11 protein-coding genes and 3 pseudogenes are annotated in these 16937 nt (G+C 40.1%); 4 read left to right on the forward strand and 10 right to left on the reverse strand.

Features of this window, described 5'->3' with window-relative positions; translation table 11 throughout:
• Positions 1–707: 707 nt before the first annotated feature.
• Both Q0Y52_RS18930 and rapA read right to left on the reverse strand, forming a co-directional pair.
• Positions 708–1370: pseudogene (locus Q0Y52_RS18930) on the reverse strand (pseudouridine synthase).
• Between the two features lie 10 nt (positions 1371–1380).
• Positions 1381–4217, reverse strand: a pseudogene (gene rapA / locus Q0Y52_RS18935) (RNA polymerase-associated protein RapA).
• Positions 4218–4464: 247 nt separating this feature from the next.
• On the opposite strand from rapA, the gene Q0Y52_RS18940 reads away from it, so the two are divergent.
• On the forward strand, positions 4465–5862 hold the full coding sequence (locus Q0Y52_RS18940; RefSeq protein WP_297824084.1) for a PhoH family protein: 1398 nt from the start codon (positions 4465–4467) through the stop codon (positions 5860–5862).
• A gap of 588 nt (positions 5863–6450) precedes the next feature.
• Here Q0Y52_RS18940 and Q0Y52_RS18945 read toward each other — a convergent pair.
• From Q0Y52_RS18945 to Q0Y52_RS18960, 4 genes are all read right to left on the reverse strand, one after another.
• Positions 6451–7293, reverse strand: a complete 843-nt coding sequence (locus tag Q0Y52_RS18945; RefSeq protein WP_297824085.1) for a hypothetical protein — start codon at positions 7291–7293, stop codon at positions 6451–6453.
• A 225-nt stretch (positions 7294–7518) separates the two neighbouring features.
• A complete protein-coding gene (locus Q0Y52_RS18950; RefSeq protein WP_297824086.1) occupies positions 7519–7875 on the reverse strand; it encodes a hypothetical protein in 357 nt (118 codons plus the stop codon).
• A gap of 19 nt (positions 7876–7894) precedes the next feature.
• Positions 7895–8089: a CPXCG motif-containing cysteine-rich protein gene (locus Q0Y52_RS18955; RefSeq protein ID WP_297824087.1), complete on the reverse strand. Its 195-nt coding sequence runs from the start codon at positions 8087–8089 to the stop codon at positions 7895–7897.
• A 75-nt stretch (positions 8090–8164) separates the two neighbouring features.
• Positions 8165–8650 carry a glutathione S-transferase gene (locus tag Q0Y52_RS18960; RefSeq protein ID WP_297824088.1) on the reverse strand — a complete coding sequence of 162 codons (486 nt, stop codon included), beginning with the start codon at positions 8648–8650 and terminating at the stop codon, positions 8165–8167.
• A 331-nt stretch (positions 8651–8981) separates the two neighbouring features.
• Here Q0Y52_RS18960 and Q0Y52_RS18965 point away from each other — a divergent pair, with 331 nt between their 5' ends.
• Positions 8982–9419: a DUF3010 family protein gene (locus Q0Y52_RS18965; protein ID WP_297824089.1), complete on the forward strand. Its 438-nt coding sequence runs from the start codon at positions 8982–8984 to the stop codon at positions 9417–9419.
• Between the two features lie 140 nt (positions 9420–9559).
• Here the strand turns inward: Q0Y52_RS18965 and Q0Y52_RS18970 are convergent, their stop codons facing one another.
• The 4 genes from Q0Y52_RS18970 to Q0Y52_RS18985 form a co-directional block, all read right to left on the reverse strand.
• Positions 9560–11413 (reverse strand): choice-of-anchor I family protein, encoded by a 1854-nt coding sequence (locus Q0Y52_RS18970; RefSeq protein ID WP_297824090.1) that lies wholly within the window; start codon positions 11411–11413, stop codon positions 9560–9562.
• 306 nt (positions 11414–11719) lie between these two features.
• Positions 11720–12253, reverse strand: a complete 534-nt coding sequence (locus Q0Y52_RS18975; RefSeq protein ID WP_297824092.1) for a hypothetical protein — start codon at positions 12251–12253, stop codon at positions 11720–11722.
• 749 nt (positions 12254–13002) lie between these two features.
• Complete coding sequence (locus tag Q0Y52_RS18980) at positions 13003–13200, reverse strand: hypothetical protein (protein WP_297824093.1); 198 nt, start codon at positions 13198–13200, stop codon at positions 13003–13005.
• On the reverse strand, positions 13197–13979 hold the full coding sequence (locus tag Q0Y52_RS18985) for a hypothetical protein (protein ID WP_297824094.1): 783 nt from the start codon (positions 13977–13979) through the stop codon (positions 13197–13199). The genes Q0Y52_RS18980 and Q0Y52_RS18985 overlap by 4 nt, the downstream gene beginning before the upstream one ends.
• Before the next feature lie 578 nt (positions 13980–14557).
• On the opposite strand from Q0Y52_RS18985, the pseudogene Q0Y52_RS18990 reads away from it, so the two are divergent.
• A pseudogene (locus Q0Y52_RS18990) lies at positions 14558–14894 on the forward strand (zinc ribbon domain-containing protein YjdM).
• Positions 14895–15657: 763 nt separating this feature from the next.
• The gene (pyrC, locus tag Q0Y52_RS18995; protein WP_297824096.1) at positions 15658–16689 is read left to right on the forward strand and encodes a dihydroorotase; all 1032 of its coding nucleotides are present in this window, start codon (positions 15658–15660) and stop codon (positions 16687–16689) included.
• Positions 16690–16937 lie beyond the last annotated feature (248 nt).

Genomic DNA, 16937 nt, shown 5'->3' on the forward strand with positions numbered 1-16937 from the left:
AAACCCTATTTGAATATGTTATCGGAAAGTATTAGGCAGTTCTTTAATTTTGTACCAGCGATTATGTCGTTAATATTGGTGTAACTCATATTTTTATTGGAGAGTTCATGCCTAATATAGAATTTTCGATGATTGAAACTCCACGATTGTGACTTAATAAACTCACAAAGTATGATCGTGAACCTCTGCTTGCTATATTCTCCTATCCCAAAATCATCGAGCACTATGATGTAGCTCGCTTCAAATCGATTGAGATAGCAGACCGTCTAATCGCGTATTTTGACACTCAATTTGACAGTAACACTGGCATACGTTGGGCTATTCGTAGTAGAACATTAGGTGAGTTCTTAGGTACTTGTGGCTTTATACATTGGTACGAGTTTGTCTGCAGTGCAGTTGTAGGTAGTCTTTGCATAAAGACTATTGGGGCAAAGGCTATACAACTGAATCGGTGGGGGCCATTATCCATTTTATTTTTAGTGAGAGTTTGTATTTCTATGTGAACTGTGTTGAGTTATTCATTTTACCTAGTATTAAGCCTCCAGAAAATCAGTCAAAAATGTAGGGGTTCGTTTAGAGGGAACTTTGCGCGAAAATGCTACCGGAATAATGATTTTCATGACATGAATATGTTCGGCATATTACGTAATGAGTAAGTTAAATAGTAATAGGAATTCTGACTGATAAAAAAGACGTTTATTATCTGGTTAAAAAGGTGTCTGAGACACAAAATTCAGAGTGTGTTCTGTAAAGGGGGCCGAGAGTTAAGAAACATAGCGTGTAAGTTCAGCCTATTTGCCATCTCTAATGCTTGGTCGTGGGTGTACAAGCTATCACCTATAACAGGATACTGAATACTCAACATTATGCACTCTAAGATGGTGCGAACGGTACGTAACCGGTTTTAGTTCACAACTCTGTTGTGAAGGTGTTGCGTTCAAGCCCCCGTCAATGTGTTAGCGCTTTTTTTCCTCGTTCATGATCGACCATTTGTTTTGGACAGTTTGCCCTGTCACAAATAAGGGGTAAATCACTTTTTTCAGAGTATTGCTGCACCTCATCAAAAGTAACCGCTTGATAAGTTTTAGCTGTTTCGCGCAGTTCACACTGTTTGCATGTGTCTGTGGGCAGGTTTGTTTAAGGCCATCACCATCAAGCCAGACGTCGCCATATCTAATCGATGCATCACTGTCGCAGTTGGGAACACTCTTTGTACTTGGGCTTGTAGACAAGCTGTCTACTCTTTGCCTGGAACACTCAATAAGCCGTTAGGTTTATTGAGTACTAATATGTCATTATTTTATGTCACCATTTTGAGAAACGATTTTCAGATAATGCGCCATGGGTGGGCTGTAGATAAGAATTGGCATATGCCATTTCCTATTGCGGGTTATTCACAATCAGCCTAACTGCTTCGAGGTTAAGTTTCGCTTCGCCCATGGTTTTTACAAGGCTATCGATCTGATTTGCCACATGCTCAATTTCCTCATCACGAATGGCGGGGTTTACCTGTTGTAAATTTTGTAATCTGGCTAGTTCACTCCCTAACAATGCTTGCATTTGACTTACGTGCTTCTTTTTTACAAACTCAGCTTGTTGCTCAGCCTTCTTGCTGGGCATGGTGCAAGCGCGTTTGCACCTGAGTTTTTAGCGCATTAACTAGCTGATTACCCATTTTCGGTAGCACGGCTTCTAATTGAATAAATTGTTTGTCTATCGATTGTGAGTTGGCATCGATACAGATTTTAACCGGGGTAGGTGGTAAAAATCGTGACAATTGCAGCCCATGTGCCGCTTTTGCCGAGAGAACAAATAAGCATTCTAACCAATACGCACCGGCAGGCTTGCTTTTATCTCGACAAAACGCAATCGAGCTTTTACCTACCACGTCTGTGGTCAACATATCCATAGCATGCTGGATCATTGGGTGATCCCAACTCAGGAAAGTGACATGCTCCAATAACGTTGCTGTTGTGCGCTCATAGGTGATGGTCATACCCTCTTCGTCCAAACCTGGAAGAGGGCTAATCATGGTTTCGGTGGGGCGCAACACATAACAGCTTTCGTCATGGTCTTCTTGTAGCAAACCAATAGCATCAAACAGGCGAGTCATAAATAGTTCGAGCTTAGGTGACTGTTCTGCTTGTAAAATTTGCTCTAAAAAGATATCAATTCTACCTTGGCCAGACGAATTAAGTTCTAGCAATTTATCTCTGCCCTGTTCAAGTTTTAACTTGAGCTCATGGTGTAGGCTAGCTGTTTGATTGACTAATTGTTCTAATTTAGGGATATCTCTGGGTGCTTGAATACAGGCATATAACATCTCTTGGGTTTCTTCATATACCGTCATGCCAGTGGGGCAGGTATGTTCGAATGCACCCAATCCTTGGTGATACCAATCGAGCAACACCTGCTGTGCACTCATATCAAAATAAGGCACATGGATACATACATCGTGCTTTTGCCCAATGCGGTCAAGACGACCTATGCGTTGCTCTAAAAGGTCGGGTACTAAAGGTAAATCAAACAGAATCAAGTGGTGTGCAAATTGGAAATTACGCCCTTCACTGCCTATTTCGCTACAAATTAGCACTTGCGCGCCCTCTTCCGACTGGGCAAAGTAATTAGCCGCTCTGTCGCGTTCAACAACGCCCATACCTTCATGAAATACTGTGGAACGTGTACCCGCTTTAACGCGCAACGCTTCTGATAATTGCAGTGCAGTGCTGGCATTGGCACAAATTGTCAGGACCTTTCTCACCCTTTAGTGATTTTAACCGAGTCATAAACCATTCGACCCTTGGGTCGAAATCAACCCAACTATTCACCACGTCTGGATGCCTTTCTGGGGTCAGCTGTAACTGTAAGTTGCTTGGATCTTCTGACTGTAACAATGAATATTCGATGGGTTGCACTAATGAGTAGGCATACAACTTTCTTTTTGGAAAGCCGCTGACACCGGCCCGACTGTTTCTAAACAACAGTCGTCCTGTGCCATGCTGGTCTAATAAAGTGTGCAGCAGTTTGGTTTTAGTTTGTGAGTCAGATGTATTGATGTCTTTTAACATCTCAGGGGCTGCAAATTGTCCAATAGCTTGAATATTACCTTCACTCAGTTTCGCACCACTGAGAAGTGGGCCTATGGCAGTCGCCAGTTGACTATACTGTTTTTCCTCGGCCACAAAACTTTGATAGTCATGAAAACGCGCAGGGTCGAGTAGCCTGAGTCTGGCAAAGTGGCTTTCATGCCCAAGTTGGTCGGGTGTGGCAGTGAGCAGCAATACTCCTTTAGTGATATTTGCTAGGCTTTCGATAACTTGGTATTGCTGAGAAGGCTGACCTTGTGACCAAATTAAATGATGAGCTTCATCCACCACCATTAAGTCCCATTCAGCTTCCAACGCTTGTTGATAGTAACGGCTATTGTGGGTTAAAAAGTCAAGGCTACATATGATAAGTTGCTCTGCTTCAAATGGATTGCCGGCATCTTCAGACATGGCTTCACAGCGTGCTTCATCAAACACTGAAAAAGCCAAGTTTACTCTGCGCAACATTTCTACTAACCATTGGTGTACCAAGCTAGAGGGCACCACAATCAACACCCGTTGAGCTCTGGCTGTTAACAACTGCTGGTGGATAATTAATGCCGCTTCAATGGTTTTGCCCAGACCTACTTCGTCTGCCAGTAATACTCTAGGAGCATGGCGATTACCTACTTCAGATGCAATGTGTAATTGGTGGGGTATAAGATCGACTCTCGCTCCAACAAAACCAAGTAATGGCGAGATGTTATGCTCAAATTGATGCAATAAACATTGTTCACGTAAATCAAACCACTTAGGATCGTCGAACTGGCCATTTAGTAATCGCTGCTCTGGCTGATTAAGTTGGAAATGATGATCGATGAAGGTTTCTGTTAGAACAACAGCATCGTTGTTATCAACTCGATGTCCAATATAGGTAAGTTGGTTATCTTTTTCCTGTATTTGCTCAACTAGCAACTCCCAACCTTCTTGACTTTTTACGCTATCACCAATCACAAACTCTATTCGGGTTAAAGGTGCCGTCTGGGCAGCATAAACACGGCTTTCACCTATGGCTGGAAATAATACTGTGACCGAACGTGACTCGATTTGTACAATGGTACCCAGACCTAAATCAGTCTCAGTATCACTGAGCCAGCGTTGCCCTAAGGCAAAGAATTGTTGCTTAGCCATTGTTTTGTCCTCACCTATTAAATTACTACTTTTGATACTTGCCGTGCAACGGGGGCGCATTGTAGCAAAAATTTAATCTTGTACTGTTTAAAAGTAGATGATTGTCCAGATAAAGTGTTTTATTGTTCATCTGTAAGCTTGTTGTTAAGTATGTTTTGAGCACAAGTGTTTTACTCGTTACACCTACGCAGATCAAAAACATGATTTAACTGGCAGGCATTTTATCTAAGTTTTACAGGAGCGACGGATGCCCAGAAAAAAAGCACTCAGTTCAAAAATTTACGTATTAGATACTAATATTCTCCTTCATGAACCCCTTGCCTTCTTATCCTTCAAAGAAAACGACGTTGTTGTTCCCATGACTGTACTTGAAGAGTTGGATTACATTAAAGATAGTAAGAAAGATGTTGCCAGAGACGCCCGTGTGTCTATTCGTGCCATGGAAAACTTACTTCACGACGCCTCACCTGAAGATTTGATGCAGGGTGTGTCAATGCAAGGAATGGGGGCTGGTGAGTCAGCGCCTACTGGCAGTCTATCAATTTTTGTTGATCACGGCATGCCTGTTTCACAACAAGTTTTCACTAGTAACGAAAATGATAATCGTATTATTAATAGCGCGCTGTTTTTACAAAAATCTCAACATATTAAACAAGTGGTATTGGTCACCAAAGACATCAATATGCGCTTAAAGGCCAAAGGGGCTGGCTTGGCATATGTGGAAGATTACCGAACCGATCAGATGGTCACCGACATTAAATATTTGTCCAAGGGGTATCATCAGTTCTTGGGTAATTTTTGGGATGAAGTTAAGTCAGTGAATAGCCGTACAGAAGGCCGAGACACTATTCACACTGTTGAACGTAAAATGTTACCACAAGCCTATGTCAATGAATTTTTACTGGATGAGAGCCAGCACTTTGCAGGTTTAGTTGAGTCTGTTAGTAGTGATCATTTAGACGTCTTAGACCTTGGTTACGAACGACTTATGGGGCGAAGAGCATGGGGGATTTCTCCAAAAAATATTGGTCAAGCGATGAGCTTACATGCCTTACTCGATCCACATATTGACTTAGTGATCCTAACTGGACCAGCTGGAAGTGGTAAAACCTTATTAGCACTGGCAGCAGCTCTTGAGATGGTCGTAGAGAAAAACATGTACGACAAAATCATCGTGACCAGAAGTACCCCTGAAATTGCTGAGTCTATTGGCTTTTTACCTGGTACGGAGGAAGAAAAAATGGCGCCTTGGCTTGCCGCTATTACCGACAGTTTAGAAGTGCTGCATAAAAATGATGAAAATGTAAAAGGCTCTATGAGCTACATTATAGAAAAAGCCAATATTCAGTTTAAATCAGTGAACTTTATGCGAGGTCGGAGTATACAAAATGCCATTGTGATCTTAGATGAGTCACAAAATCTAACGGCTTCTCAACTAAAAACCATTATTACTCGTTGTGGTGAAGGCACTAAGTTGATTTGTGGTGGTAATTTGGCGCAAATAGATAGCAATTATCTGTCTGCAGTCACATCAGGTTTAACCTATATAGTGGAGAAATTTAAGAATTTTTCTGGCAGTGCCACCATTAATTTAGACGGTGTGGTGCGCAGTAGGTTGGCAGAATTTGCTGAAGAACAATTGTAGATAGGTTGGTCAGGTTAGACACCGCAGGCAAACTGATGTATTTGTCTATGGTCTGACCTGTTTCTTGATATTATTTGGAGGTTGTAAGGTGTGAACAACATCGAATGGATAAATTATTCATTCATTCATTCATCCTCCATTAAGGCCTTTGTATAGCCATGTATTCCTATTGACGGTGACTCTGAATATCTCTGTGATGAAGTGTCCTGCTCATGATTGAAAACAATTTATCAAGGTCACTTTTCGTCGACCACAAAAGGTATGGTTAAGTCTATTTAAAAGGTGAAATGGTGGTATTACCTCCTCATTTAACCGATAGAGAAACACATTTTATGCCTGAAACTTGACTGGATGGATGTTCAATTACAAACCTGAGAGCCCTTTACAGAAGCTCTGACCATCTTAATTGAAAACTCTTTAGGTGAAATAATGTCTCAAGTTTCAAACACGTTTACTCATGATTTACCCAATACACATCTCGATACCCAAAATATATGTTCTGATGAAGATATAATAAAAGCATCAAAACTTGTTGGAAAATATTATCGTGCATATGACATTGGCATCGGCTATATCCTTTTTAGCTAACTAAAGTACTTCCTCAAGGCTATACATATTGCCAGCTATGTATTGGGCGCTTCGATTGGAAATCTCGCCTAAAGGAATTTTTGAAGGACCTGTTGGTTCCATTAGCAAGTAGTCCATGCCGTCTATATTTAAGGTTTGTCCGTTTTTTCTCAAGGGCAGAGCGATACCTAATAATGCATGGTGGGGTAGGAACACCATGGTCATTTTTACATCTGGAAATAACGAGCGCACTAAGCTTGCCATTAATACTGTTTTGCTGTCACAGTCTCCTTGGTTATTGGCTATCACAGATAGTGGCGGTAAATAGCCTGCACCGTTGGACGTTAAACGATTCTTTAATTCATTGTAGGGGATGCTTTGTACCCAGCTGAGCACTAAATGTATATAAGCACGAGTTTTACTATCGGCGGGTAATGTCTCGTACATGGCTTGTGCTACTGGCAACAGAGCCGCTGTGTTTTCCGAAATATAACGAAGATGATCAGGTTTTATTGCTTTTTGACCCAAGTAAGAACGAAAGTGACTGTAGTAATTATCTTGCAGATATTGGTCGAGGGCTTTTTGCTGACCCTGGTTCATTGAGCGCTGCCACTTATCCAAGAGTTCGTTCGATCTACTGGTGACTTGTATATGAATATCTTGCCCTCGGCGCTGAATGTTCACTCGGGCTTCTTTGGGATCAATTTTTTTAGCGGCTTTATGCATTTCAATATAAACATATTGTTGGGCTAAGTTAGGTATAAATTTTTTATGATTTTGCTTGTTTAATTGGCGAAATGGCAATGAGAAAGATATATCGGAGGTTTTTTCTTGATGATCAGACCAAGTGTAATTGAAATACATTTCCTTATTTTTTTTGGATTTATTAAAGGATAACTGCTGTGAGAAACTGGAGAGATGGACACTCATGAAAACTAAAGTAAACCATCTGATTTTATTGCGAGATACCCTGAACATAAATATGATACTGACTTATAGAAACAAACAAACTTAGGTTATCATCAACTTAACCTAAACGGCAATTTACCTTTGTTATTGGTGGCTCGGTGATAATGTATGATATGTAGATTAGTTAATTTGTTTTACGCTAAGTTGACCCAGTGAATACACCACATCGACTAATGGAATAAAACCTGCCGGCGTGGCTAGGTTGACATAACCTTGAGGTTGTTCAATTAAAATATCCCCAAAGGTTGTTCGCCTATTTGGCATAGGCTCGCATTTGATTTTTAGGTTGTCGCTGTTCACCCAGCGAGTTATTCCCCCAGTGGCAGCAAATGCTATGTCTATCTCATCGCTATCTACTTTCGTAGAAAATTCATAGCTACGGATATGCTTGACGACCAACTGCAGCAAAGACCTCTCATTTGCTGCTTGTTGGAGTTTTGTGAGTAACGATGGAGTGGCGTTAAATACATCTATCATTCAGATACCCATTGACCTCTTATTCACTGTCAGTTTTGGCGACAATATTAAATCCGCCGTCATAACCTGCTGTTACAATAACCTCAATGGGTGAGCAACAGATTTGACAATCAGCTATTTGTTGCTGATTTAAATCATTTTCTTCATCAATTTCCAGATCGTTTTTGGCCATACAATATGGGCAACTGAATTCAGCGTGTGCGGTTAGGCTCATTTTTTCCCTATAAATATTTAGATGACCTAAGAAAATTACTCCAATATTTTATTAATCGATCACTTATTGAAATTTTTAAGTGAGACTTGCCATATATTTTTTGAAATTTATATTGCCAATTTTTCTGTCTTCGGCAATTTTCATTACGTCTTCTCGCTGATTTAATAAAGTCATCAGTTGTTTAGCACCCGGAGCCATGCCGAGTAAATCAAGACCAAATGACTTGTCAGCCACCACTGAAGCCAAATCAACACTATACAGAAATACGATGTCTGCAGCCGTAAGTTGCTCACCTGCTAAATAAGGACTGAATTGGGCACAGCGGGCCACGCCCTCTATGCCTTTACATAAAGCACGTTTGGTCTCTTTTTTAGTCAGTTCATTGACCGTTTGTCCAAAAAACACTTCAGAGTGGCTCCACCTGGCGGGCAATTCCAAATACAACTCTGCCATTTTAACTAATTCTCTGATCTTAGCTTTTTCAAACGTATTACCAGGATACAAAGGTATGTCTGAATAGGTATCCTCAATATATTCAAGAATGACATTGGTTTCAGTCAAAATACCTTGTCAGTTTCTAAGGCGGGTATTTTACCCATTGAACTTTTGCTCAGATATTCATCTGACTGATTGGGATAAAGAGTGACTGTTTTATATTCAATACCCTAATGGCCAAAGCTGGTTTAATCATATTGAACTAGTTACTGACGTCGAAACCATACAGAGTTAACATTTTGTACCTTTGAATTGTTAATTTAGGGCTTGGGTATGTTGGTATAAAGTAACATTTCACTCAACATCGTTTTATTGATGTATTGGTATCACTCATTTTTAGGAATTAAGTTATAATCCTTTCAATTAAAGTTAAAAACAAAAGTAAAGGTAAAGAGTTATGCGGGTAATTGGTGTTGAATTAAGTGGTAATGATGCAAATATTTGTTTGTTATCTTTGGCTGAAGAGGTATTTCAAATTCCTGATTGCCATACGCGCAAACTATCATTGCCTAAAAACGCAATAGCGAAAGACCTACGTTATTTTCAAAAAACCTTTGCGCAGCTAGTACAAGATTATAAAATAGACCAAATTGTCATTCGCCAACGTCCGATGAAAGGAAAGTTTGCTGGTGGTGCTATAGGCTTTAAATTAGAAGCGGCATTAGAGCTACTCGATGATGTTGACGTGATAGCGTTGTCTCCGACAGCTATCAAAGAATCATTAAAGCGTAACCCTGTAGTTGTGCCTATGCCCGACACAGGCTTAAAGATGTTTCAAGAAGTCGCCTTCAACACCGCTTTTGCCTATTTGATGAAAGACAAATATGCGGCATAAAAGCTACTAAGAGTGATGAAGTCGAAGCAAAAATCATGATGTTCAAAGAGAATAATTAGGGGCGCAAAAAAAGATAAAAATTCAGTATTTTTCTTTTTTTTACGCCCGAAATACTCGTTATTTTCTGTAGTTCAATATTTTTATTTTTCAGTAATCTGCCAAACTGACACTGTACCACTAACTTCATTACCAATAATGATCAAAGTATTACCTGTTGGGCTATTGGTTGCATCAACAAATACCATGCCTTCAGGGACGCTGTCACCGATTAAGTCACCGCCTTCTGTAAGATCTCGATTAATCACATAGTCGACAAACATAGCGTCGTAAGGGTTGGTCACATCATAAACAAAAATGCCACCCAAACGCTCCATACCAATAAAGGCATAGGTTTTGTCCCCAACTTGGCCAACGGTTAATGCTTCGGGCTCAGGACCTTTGTTGGCAGAGCGCGAGTCACCCGCATTTTCATCGTTGTTATTATTGAAGGCGTTACCGTGGATAGAAGCAGTAATGCGTTCAAAGTCATCGCCTGAATCAAATACAACTAGGCCATTAGTGTCCCAGATAGTGAATGAACGTGCACCGTAGGCATAAAGTGCTTCATATTCACCATTATTGTCACTGTCACCTAATACATTGGTCACTGTTAAGCGCCCTAGTGGAAAAGCAGTGAAGTCAAAGTCTCTTGGATCGTCACCGGCTATAGTCTCTAAGTTTGAGCCTGGCGAATAATCCAATCGACGCCCTTGCGTTTCTTCGGTATAAGATAAACAACCATCATCCTCATCAAAGTCTTGGCCACCTGCAGAATTACATAAGTCTTCATCTTGTACGCCGTCAGTATTTAATGTATCGAAGAAGTACTCCCTAGCGTCACCTTCATTTGCGGTCACTAAAAAGTTGGCGTCTTTCCATTGAAATGATGCAATGGTATCAGGCATATACATACCGTACAGATTGTCATATTGACCAAAACTCACAGTACCATCTTCCATGCCATCTATCTGAAACTCACTCCAATCTTTAAAGCCAAGGCCAATCACTTTTACACTGTTGTCACTTAAATCAACAACGGCTAAACCGTTGTTTTCCTGAAGTGTTATGTAAGCAACTTCATTAGTAGTGGTGATGTATTCTGGCTCTAAATCTTGCGCCACTGTTGTGCTAATCAATGATCCATTAATAGTGCGCCCAGAAGGATTAGGGAAGTGCATGCCCTGTTTTTCCAGATCAGCTTGTTTACCGTTATAGCCAGAGAAGCTGATATTTATTGATGTGTCACTGGGCGTTCCATCTACAATCGAGATGATCGATATCGAACCCTCTGGATCAATAGTGTAGTCACCACTAGGTTCGCCTTCATTGGCAGTCAATACTTTGCTGGCATCCGGTGTGAAGGTGACCATATCGGGTAAGTTGCCTACTTCTACCGCTTTTACAAAAGTTGGGGATGACGTATCAAGCCCGTTATAAAACAATACCATACCATTTGTTGCTTTATCGGCTGCGGGCATGGCTACAGCCATCCAGTTTCCAGACACTGCAAGACTTGTGGGGCCAGCTAATTGCACTGAGTTTTGCTCTGTGGGTAAGACTAATGTGATAGAAGTTAGGTTTTCACTGGAAAGGGGATTTGCCAATACATCACTTGTTAAGGTCGAGGCATCAATTATTTCGATGGTTGGTTCATCCGCGGCACTATTTATTGCATAAATGGTACTAGATGCACTGTGAAACTGAACAATCTCAGCGGCACCTTCTGGATCATCTGAGTTGAGTTGAATACGACCAACAAGACCCAGAGTAATTGATGCATTGGCATCTATCCCATTAGCACCCTCTGTGCCGCTTGCGCCATCCGTACCTGCTACTCCTTGGATTCCGATTGCGCCTACTTCTCCGTTATCACCTTCTAAAAAACAACCTGTTAATGATAAACTAATGGCTAAAGCCAAAGTGGTCTTAGTACATAACTGTGCAACTTTTTTCATCTCTACTTCCTTAAATGTATGTGATATTTCATATCAGGATATGAAACAACGGTGACACTTATATGAAGCGCAGGTGACAGCTTTATGACAGATTACTTGGGCTGATGATTGTGAGGTAAGTTAATTCATCAACTCGAACGGCGTTTGAAAATAAGGAGGGGTTGTTAATATTTCTCTGTAACAAAAAGTATTCGATTGGATCCCCTATTACTTGTTGGGAAAATCAGATGCAGACCAATACAAGGAAAGTCATTCTATAATCTTAAATGAATAAGTTTCATTATGGTTCCTTAGGCATTGTCTTTGTTAGTTTTTCTGTTGCGTAATCCGTACGTCGTAAGTCACTAAATAGACTAACATCATAATTATGATGACAAAGCCACTCCACTTTGTAGCTGTGACAAAACCAGCAGTATCTGCTGCTAAGACATGTCTAGCAGGATAAGTACTGAGTAGGTAAACAAAAAAAGAGTTTTCGATTAAGTCAAAAAGTACCACGATATAAGGTGTAAAGATGATTTTTTTAGGGAATGGGATAGATAACTTTTTTATGACCAAGGCTAGGAGCATGGTTAATAATGTGCCATAAAAAATGGGGTAGACTAAATCCACAGTTAACAAACCAATGATGTATCTGGCACGAATGGCTTCACCATAATTCATCAACATTTGATAAAGCGTGTCTTGGTTATACCAAAAGAGTAAATCTAGCGGCCCAACACTGCCGCTGTTAATAATATTAGGTAGAAGATAAAGCGGAAATACTAGATAAACCACGCACATGCCAATTATGAATCGAATGCTCGTTACCTTGAAGAACCAAACAGTAATATTTTCCATTACAGCACATACCTTAGCCAGTAATTTTCTTAGTGCCTATCATCTATCTAAACACCGAGTAAAATCTAGGTGCTAAGTCTTTTTATTATCAATTATCTTAAATACAGGATGAACTGTCATGATGGATTGTGTTTTTAATCGAATCTTAAAACACCAATAGTCCAATTTACTTAAAGATTTTTGCTAAAAAGGCATCAAGAATGTGATGACAAGTGCAATAACGGTTACTGTTATAAAAATAGTAATAAAGGAGTGAAATACATCACTCCCCCTTGGTCAAAAATTATTGCAGCCCAAGTAAAGCCTGTCGCTGATTGCATAGTTAATGCAATGGAAACTGCGAAAGTGGAATACATTCAAATCATATCTGGTGCCGTTACATAGCCGAGCTATAGGAAGGTGGGGTATATAAAAGAGAAGTAAACATTTTTCAAGCCAGTCAGATTGTCGCTGGTTGTGTTATTGGCAATTGCTAGGTCCCCTCTTCTGAACCCCGAAGAGTCTGCACAAGATGGGTCGCAGCGTTGCGGTGTGATTGGCGATATGTCAGCGCGACTTACCTGTTACGACCCACTTGGTAGGTAACATAATTCAGCTGCTGCGAATGCCATAGAACAGACTATGATTAAAAGTCTGGCTAAAAGTTGCGATATATCCCCTTAAACTTTTTAGACGCTGGCTACTAGCAAGCCATGAGCCAAGTAATTATTTAATAGCGGCCAGGAAAGGTGATGCCATAATGCTAGGGTTTAAGCGAATACTTGCTGGCGAATTAGACTGTTATCTGAGTGATTTTGCGTGCTGAGGCTGATCATGGATCCAGTGGTCTCATATTTGCCGCCAGACTCGGGCAACTTAAGTGCATTAGCCAGTCGTTGCACTGTGGCTGCCATAGAGTCACTACATTTTAAGTTATAGCCACCTTCAGTGATGGGTATTAACCTCAATTGAATAAACCTTTGAGTTTATCTTTCGTTTTTTCTAACAACTTATCCTTTTGCTTTTTGAGTTCTGCTTTGACTTTTTTCTTAGCTTCGTCTTCCAAGCGTTTTTTTGCTTCAGATTTAGCTGCAGTAATCACGTTATCAAGCATGACTTGAACCACAGCCACTCCCAGTTGATCTGCTGGCAAGCCATTTGGCTGGCCAATAGAGCCCGCATTAAAAGTAGGTAAGCTAATCTCATAGGCTTTCGTCTCTATATTAAGTTCGCCAGTAGGTAGTTTTTCGAAATTTAACTTAAGACGAACGTTATTGACTGTGATATTTTCAACAATAACTAAAGGATTGGCTAAGTCTTGTGATGTGGGTGCAGGTTCATTTTTCGTTTTTGGCAGATTAGCAGCCAAATTGTTTTTCAACACGATCAGGTTGCCCATACCATCTTTGTTTACTTCATAAAGAATCTCTGGTGCATTGATGCTAATTGTCTGTATCACATAAGGCTCATCGATCACTTCGCCTAAATCCAGAGTGATCGCATCAACACTGAACGCGTCTTGATTACTGAATCCTTGGGGATTTTTTATATCCAGATCACTGATGGTCATTCGTCCATCAGTTAATGCCAAGTCTACTTTTAAGACTGAAACCGTTGTAGCAAGATACTTACTTCCCTGTTGTTCTATTTGCGAACGTATAAAATCGCCCGCACCACTTAACATATACCAAACACCGCCAACAATCAGCAGCGCTACCAGAGCAAAAATTCCTAGTCCTTTTTTCATGAAATTCTCTTTTAACTATTCAGTAAATACTATTATTGTCTCAGAACTTCTGAATTACCAGATCATCCCTTAGCTTTTTATTTATATGCCACCAATAAATGTAATGTAGATGCCTGAAGTGGCTATTCAAAATTTTCCTATATGCGGAGGGTTTTGGATGTGATGACCATTTCGCTTAGACTATCTACCGTCAGATAATGATTAAAAATCCATTTATTACTAAGCTAGAAAAGTAAAATATGAAAACTATTTATTTTCAATAACCGTTGTTATTTTATTAACCACTCACGCACGATTTGCAGCATGCCACAGTTCTCTTAATGCCCCCATTATCTGCTTTAAAAATTACGACGTTTATACTCCCAACATGATTAGCTTGGGACTTCTTAACCAACTTAACCAACTTAGTCTCGCAGTTATATCCACCCAATTATTTTAAGGTGTTTATCCAATCCATTACTCGCTCTGCTAATTATAAGCCTCTTTAAATAGGGGCGTTTGAAGCTGGTAATTGCCTTATAAAGCGTAGATAATTATTTTTTATTATTATCCCAAGTGTTTGCAGTAAGGATTTTTCCATGAGTAATTTACCCCAATGTCCACAGTGCGACTCCACCTTCACCTATGAAGATCGAGATATGTTCGTGTGCCCAGAATGTGCCCATGAGTGGCCACAATCCGGTGAAGTAAACGAAGACGAAAAGATAATCAAAGACTCAAACTGGCAATGTGTTAAGCGATGGAGACACTATTACCGTCATCAAAGATCTCAAAGTAAAAGGGTCTTCTGCTGTGGTAAAAGTGGGCACTAAAGTGAAGAATATTCGTTTGGTGGAGGGGGATCACGATATCGATTGTAAAATTGATGGTATGGGCGCCATGAAATTGAAGTCGGAGTTTGTTAAGAAGGTATAACGCTGGCACTTTGAAGGGCAACACTTTTACAAAAAATAACGAAGTGAAAACTAATCTATGAGGAGGTGTATGCACAATCACAGGCTGGGACCAGGGCTGACATTTTCGCAATCATGGATTGGGTTTATGAAGACTTAATAGGTATCGACTAATGAACATTCACAACAAAAATTAACACTCTATTAGTTGCTTATTATAATGTTGCTCCGTCTTTTACGACTGCTTATAACCCTTTAAGCAATGCGCTGGCATGTTTTGTGAGTCCATGTTGCTTGGCAAAGTCGGCAACCTCTGGGTGCGTGTTTACTAGCGATAACAAAAGGACCCGTTTTAGGAATTAGCGTGTAACGCTTCTAAGCCTGATATGTAAATATTCAGCGACATCTAGTAGGCGTTTTATAAGGTTATGTTGTCTAAATAGTGAAGGTTATTTTCACGGTATAAGTTGTCTATCTTTTTAATAACTTGGATACGGTCTGATGATGTGAAGATAAGTTTGGTAAACCAATTCTTTTTTATTATCAGGGGCAACATTTAGCAGGCTTATTGCTGTATGCATAAAACAGTACCACAAGAAAGACGAATAATTTATGTCACTAATCATGCTTTAATTTGCCACTAAATTCGGCCAATTATTAACTTATTACAAAGTATTCTGTTTTTAAAACAACAATTTTTTAACTGTTTGACGTTTGCTGTTAGATTTAAGGCATAATAAAAACTTTATTCTCATTCGTTTTTTTAAAATACAAGCAGGACGAAGATGCAACAGATTACTATCACCACACCAGACGATTGGCATTTACATTTTAGAGATGGCGATATGCTCAGCGAAACAGTACCTGCTACAGCTAGGTGCTTTGCCCGAGCGATAGTCATGCCAAATCTAGTGCCTCCTGTGGTGAATGCAAAGTTGGCCAATGAATATAAGGCGCGTATTTTAGCTGCTCGCCCACAAGGTAGTCATTTTGAACCTTTGATGACATTGTATCTGACGAATCAAACGTCTAAGCAAGATATCATCGATGCCAAAAATTCGGGTATAATAGCTGCCAAATTATATCCTGCTGGAGCGACTACCAATTCCGCTCAAGCAGTCAGCGGTATTGAAGCGTTATACCCCGTGTTTGAAGAGATGCAAATACAAGGTTTATTATTATTGGTGCACGGTGAAGTCACTGAAAGTCATGTGGACATTTTTGATCGTGAGAAGGTATTTATCGATCAATATATGGCGAAAATCGTGCAAGCCTTCCCTGAATTGAAAGTGGTGTTTGAACATATTACTACCAGTGATGCGGCTGACTTTGTTCTCAGTAGTGCCAGTAATGTAGCTGCCACTATTACCCCGCAACATTTATTGTTAAATCGAAATGATTTATTAGTAGGTGGCGTTAAACCTCACAACTATTGTCTACCTGTATTAAAGCGCAGCACTCATCAGCGGGCTCTGCGCGAAGTAGTGGCTAGTGGGTCGAATAAGTTTTTCTTAGGTACCGACTCTGCACCTCATGCCAAACATGCCAAAGAAAACGCTTGTGGTTGCGCGGGTTGTTATAGTGCATGGAGCGCCTTAGAACTTTATACTCAGGTCTTTGATGAGCTCAATGCACTGGATAAGTTAGAGGGATTTGCGAGTTTCCACGGAGCTGATTTTTATGGTCTCCCCAGGAACTCAAATTCGGTGACTTTGGTAAGGCAAAGCTGGACGGTACCGGAATCTCTTACCTTGCCAAATGGCGAAGCGATAGTGCCATTTTTCGCAGGACAAACTGTTGACTGGAAAATTGGCTAGAATTTATTAATGCCTTCATTCAAGCCATTCTATTATTCATAGATAGATAAATAGATAAATAGATAAATAGATAGATAAATAAAATTATCTGAATGGAACTTAAGTCGTTGTTTGGCATAATTTTATAAAGCCATACACACTCAGTGCCCTTAGTTAAATCTCCCCTTGATGATTTTATCAAAAGAACTGAAATGAGTGAACTCGTTTCCTTACCCTTTGATGGCTGCATGAAGTGGTCATGCGATTGC

Origin of the sequence: uncultured Paraglaciecola sp. (genome assembly GCF_943787955.1) — a bacterium.
Classification (GTDB): Bacteria; Pseudomonadota; Gammaproteobacteria; order Enterobacterales; family Alteromonadaceae; genus Paraglaciecola.

What these genes read in the sequence shown, in the direction of transcription:
- Q0Y52_RS18940 (WP_297824084.1), top strand. Translation starts at nt 4,465, where the DNA reads ATGCCCAGAAAAAAAGCACTCAGTTCAAAAATTTACGTATTAGATACT.
- Q0Y52_RS18945 (WP_297824085.1), bottom strand. Translation starts at nt 7,293, where the DNA reads ATGTATTTCAATTACACTTGGTCTGATCATCAAGAAAAAACCTCCGAT.
- Q0Y52_RS18950 (WP_297824086.1), bottom strand. Translation starts at nt 7,875, where the DNA reads ATGATAGATGTATTTAACGCCACTCCATCGTTACTCACAAAACTCCAA.
- Q0Y52_RS18955 (WP_297824087.1), bottom strand. Translation starts at nt 8,089, where the DNA reads ATGAGCCTAACCGCACACGCTGAATTCAGTTGCCCATATTGTATGGCC.
- Q0Y52_RS18965 (WP_297824089.1), top strand. Translation starts at nt 8,982, where the DNA reads ATGCGGGTAATTGGTGTTGAATTAAGTGGTAATGATGCAAATATTTGT.
- Q0Y52_RS18970 (WP_297824090.1), bottom strand. Translation starts at nt 11,413, where the DNA reads ATGAAAAAAGTTGCACAGTTATGTACTAAGACCACTTTGGCTTTAGCC.
- Q0Y52_RS18975 (WP_297824092.1), bottom strand. Translation starts at nt 12,253, where the DNA reads ATGGAAAATATTACTGTTTGGTTCTTCAAGGTAACGAGCATTCGATTC.
- Q0Y52_RS18985 (WP_297824094.1), bottom strand. Translation starts at nt 13,979, where the DNA reads ATGAAAAAAGGACTAGGAATTTTTGCTCTGGTAGCGCTGCTGATTGTT.
- pyrC (WP_297824096.1), top strand. Translation starts at nt 15,658, where the DNA reads ATGCAACAGATTACTATCACCACACCAGACGATTGGCATTTACATTTT.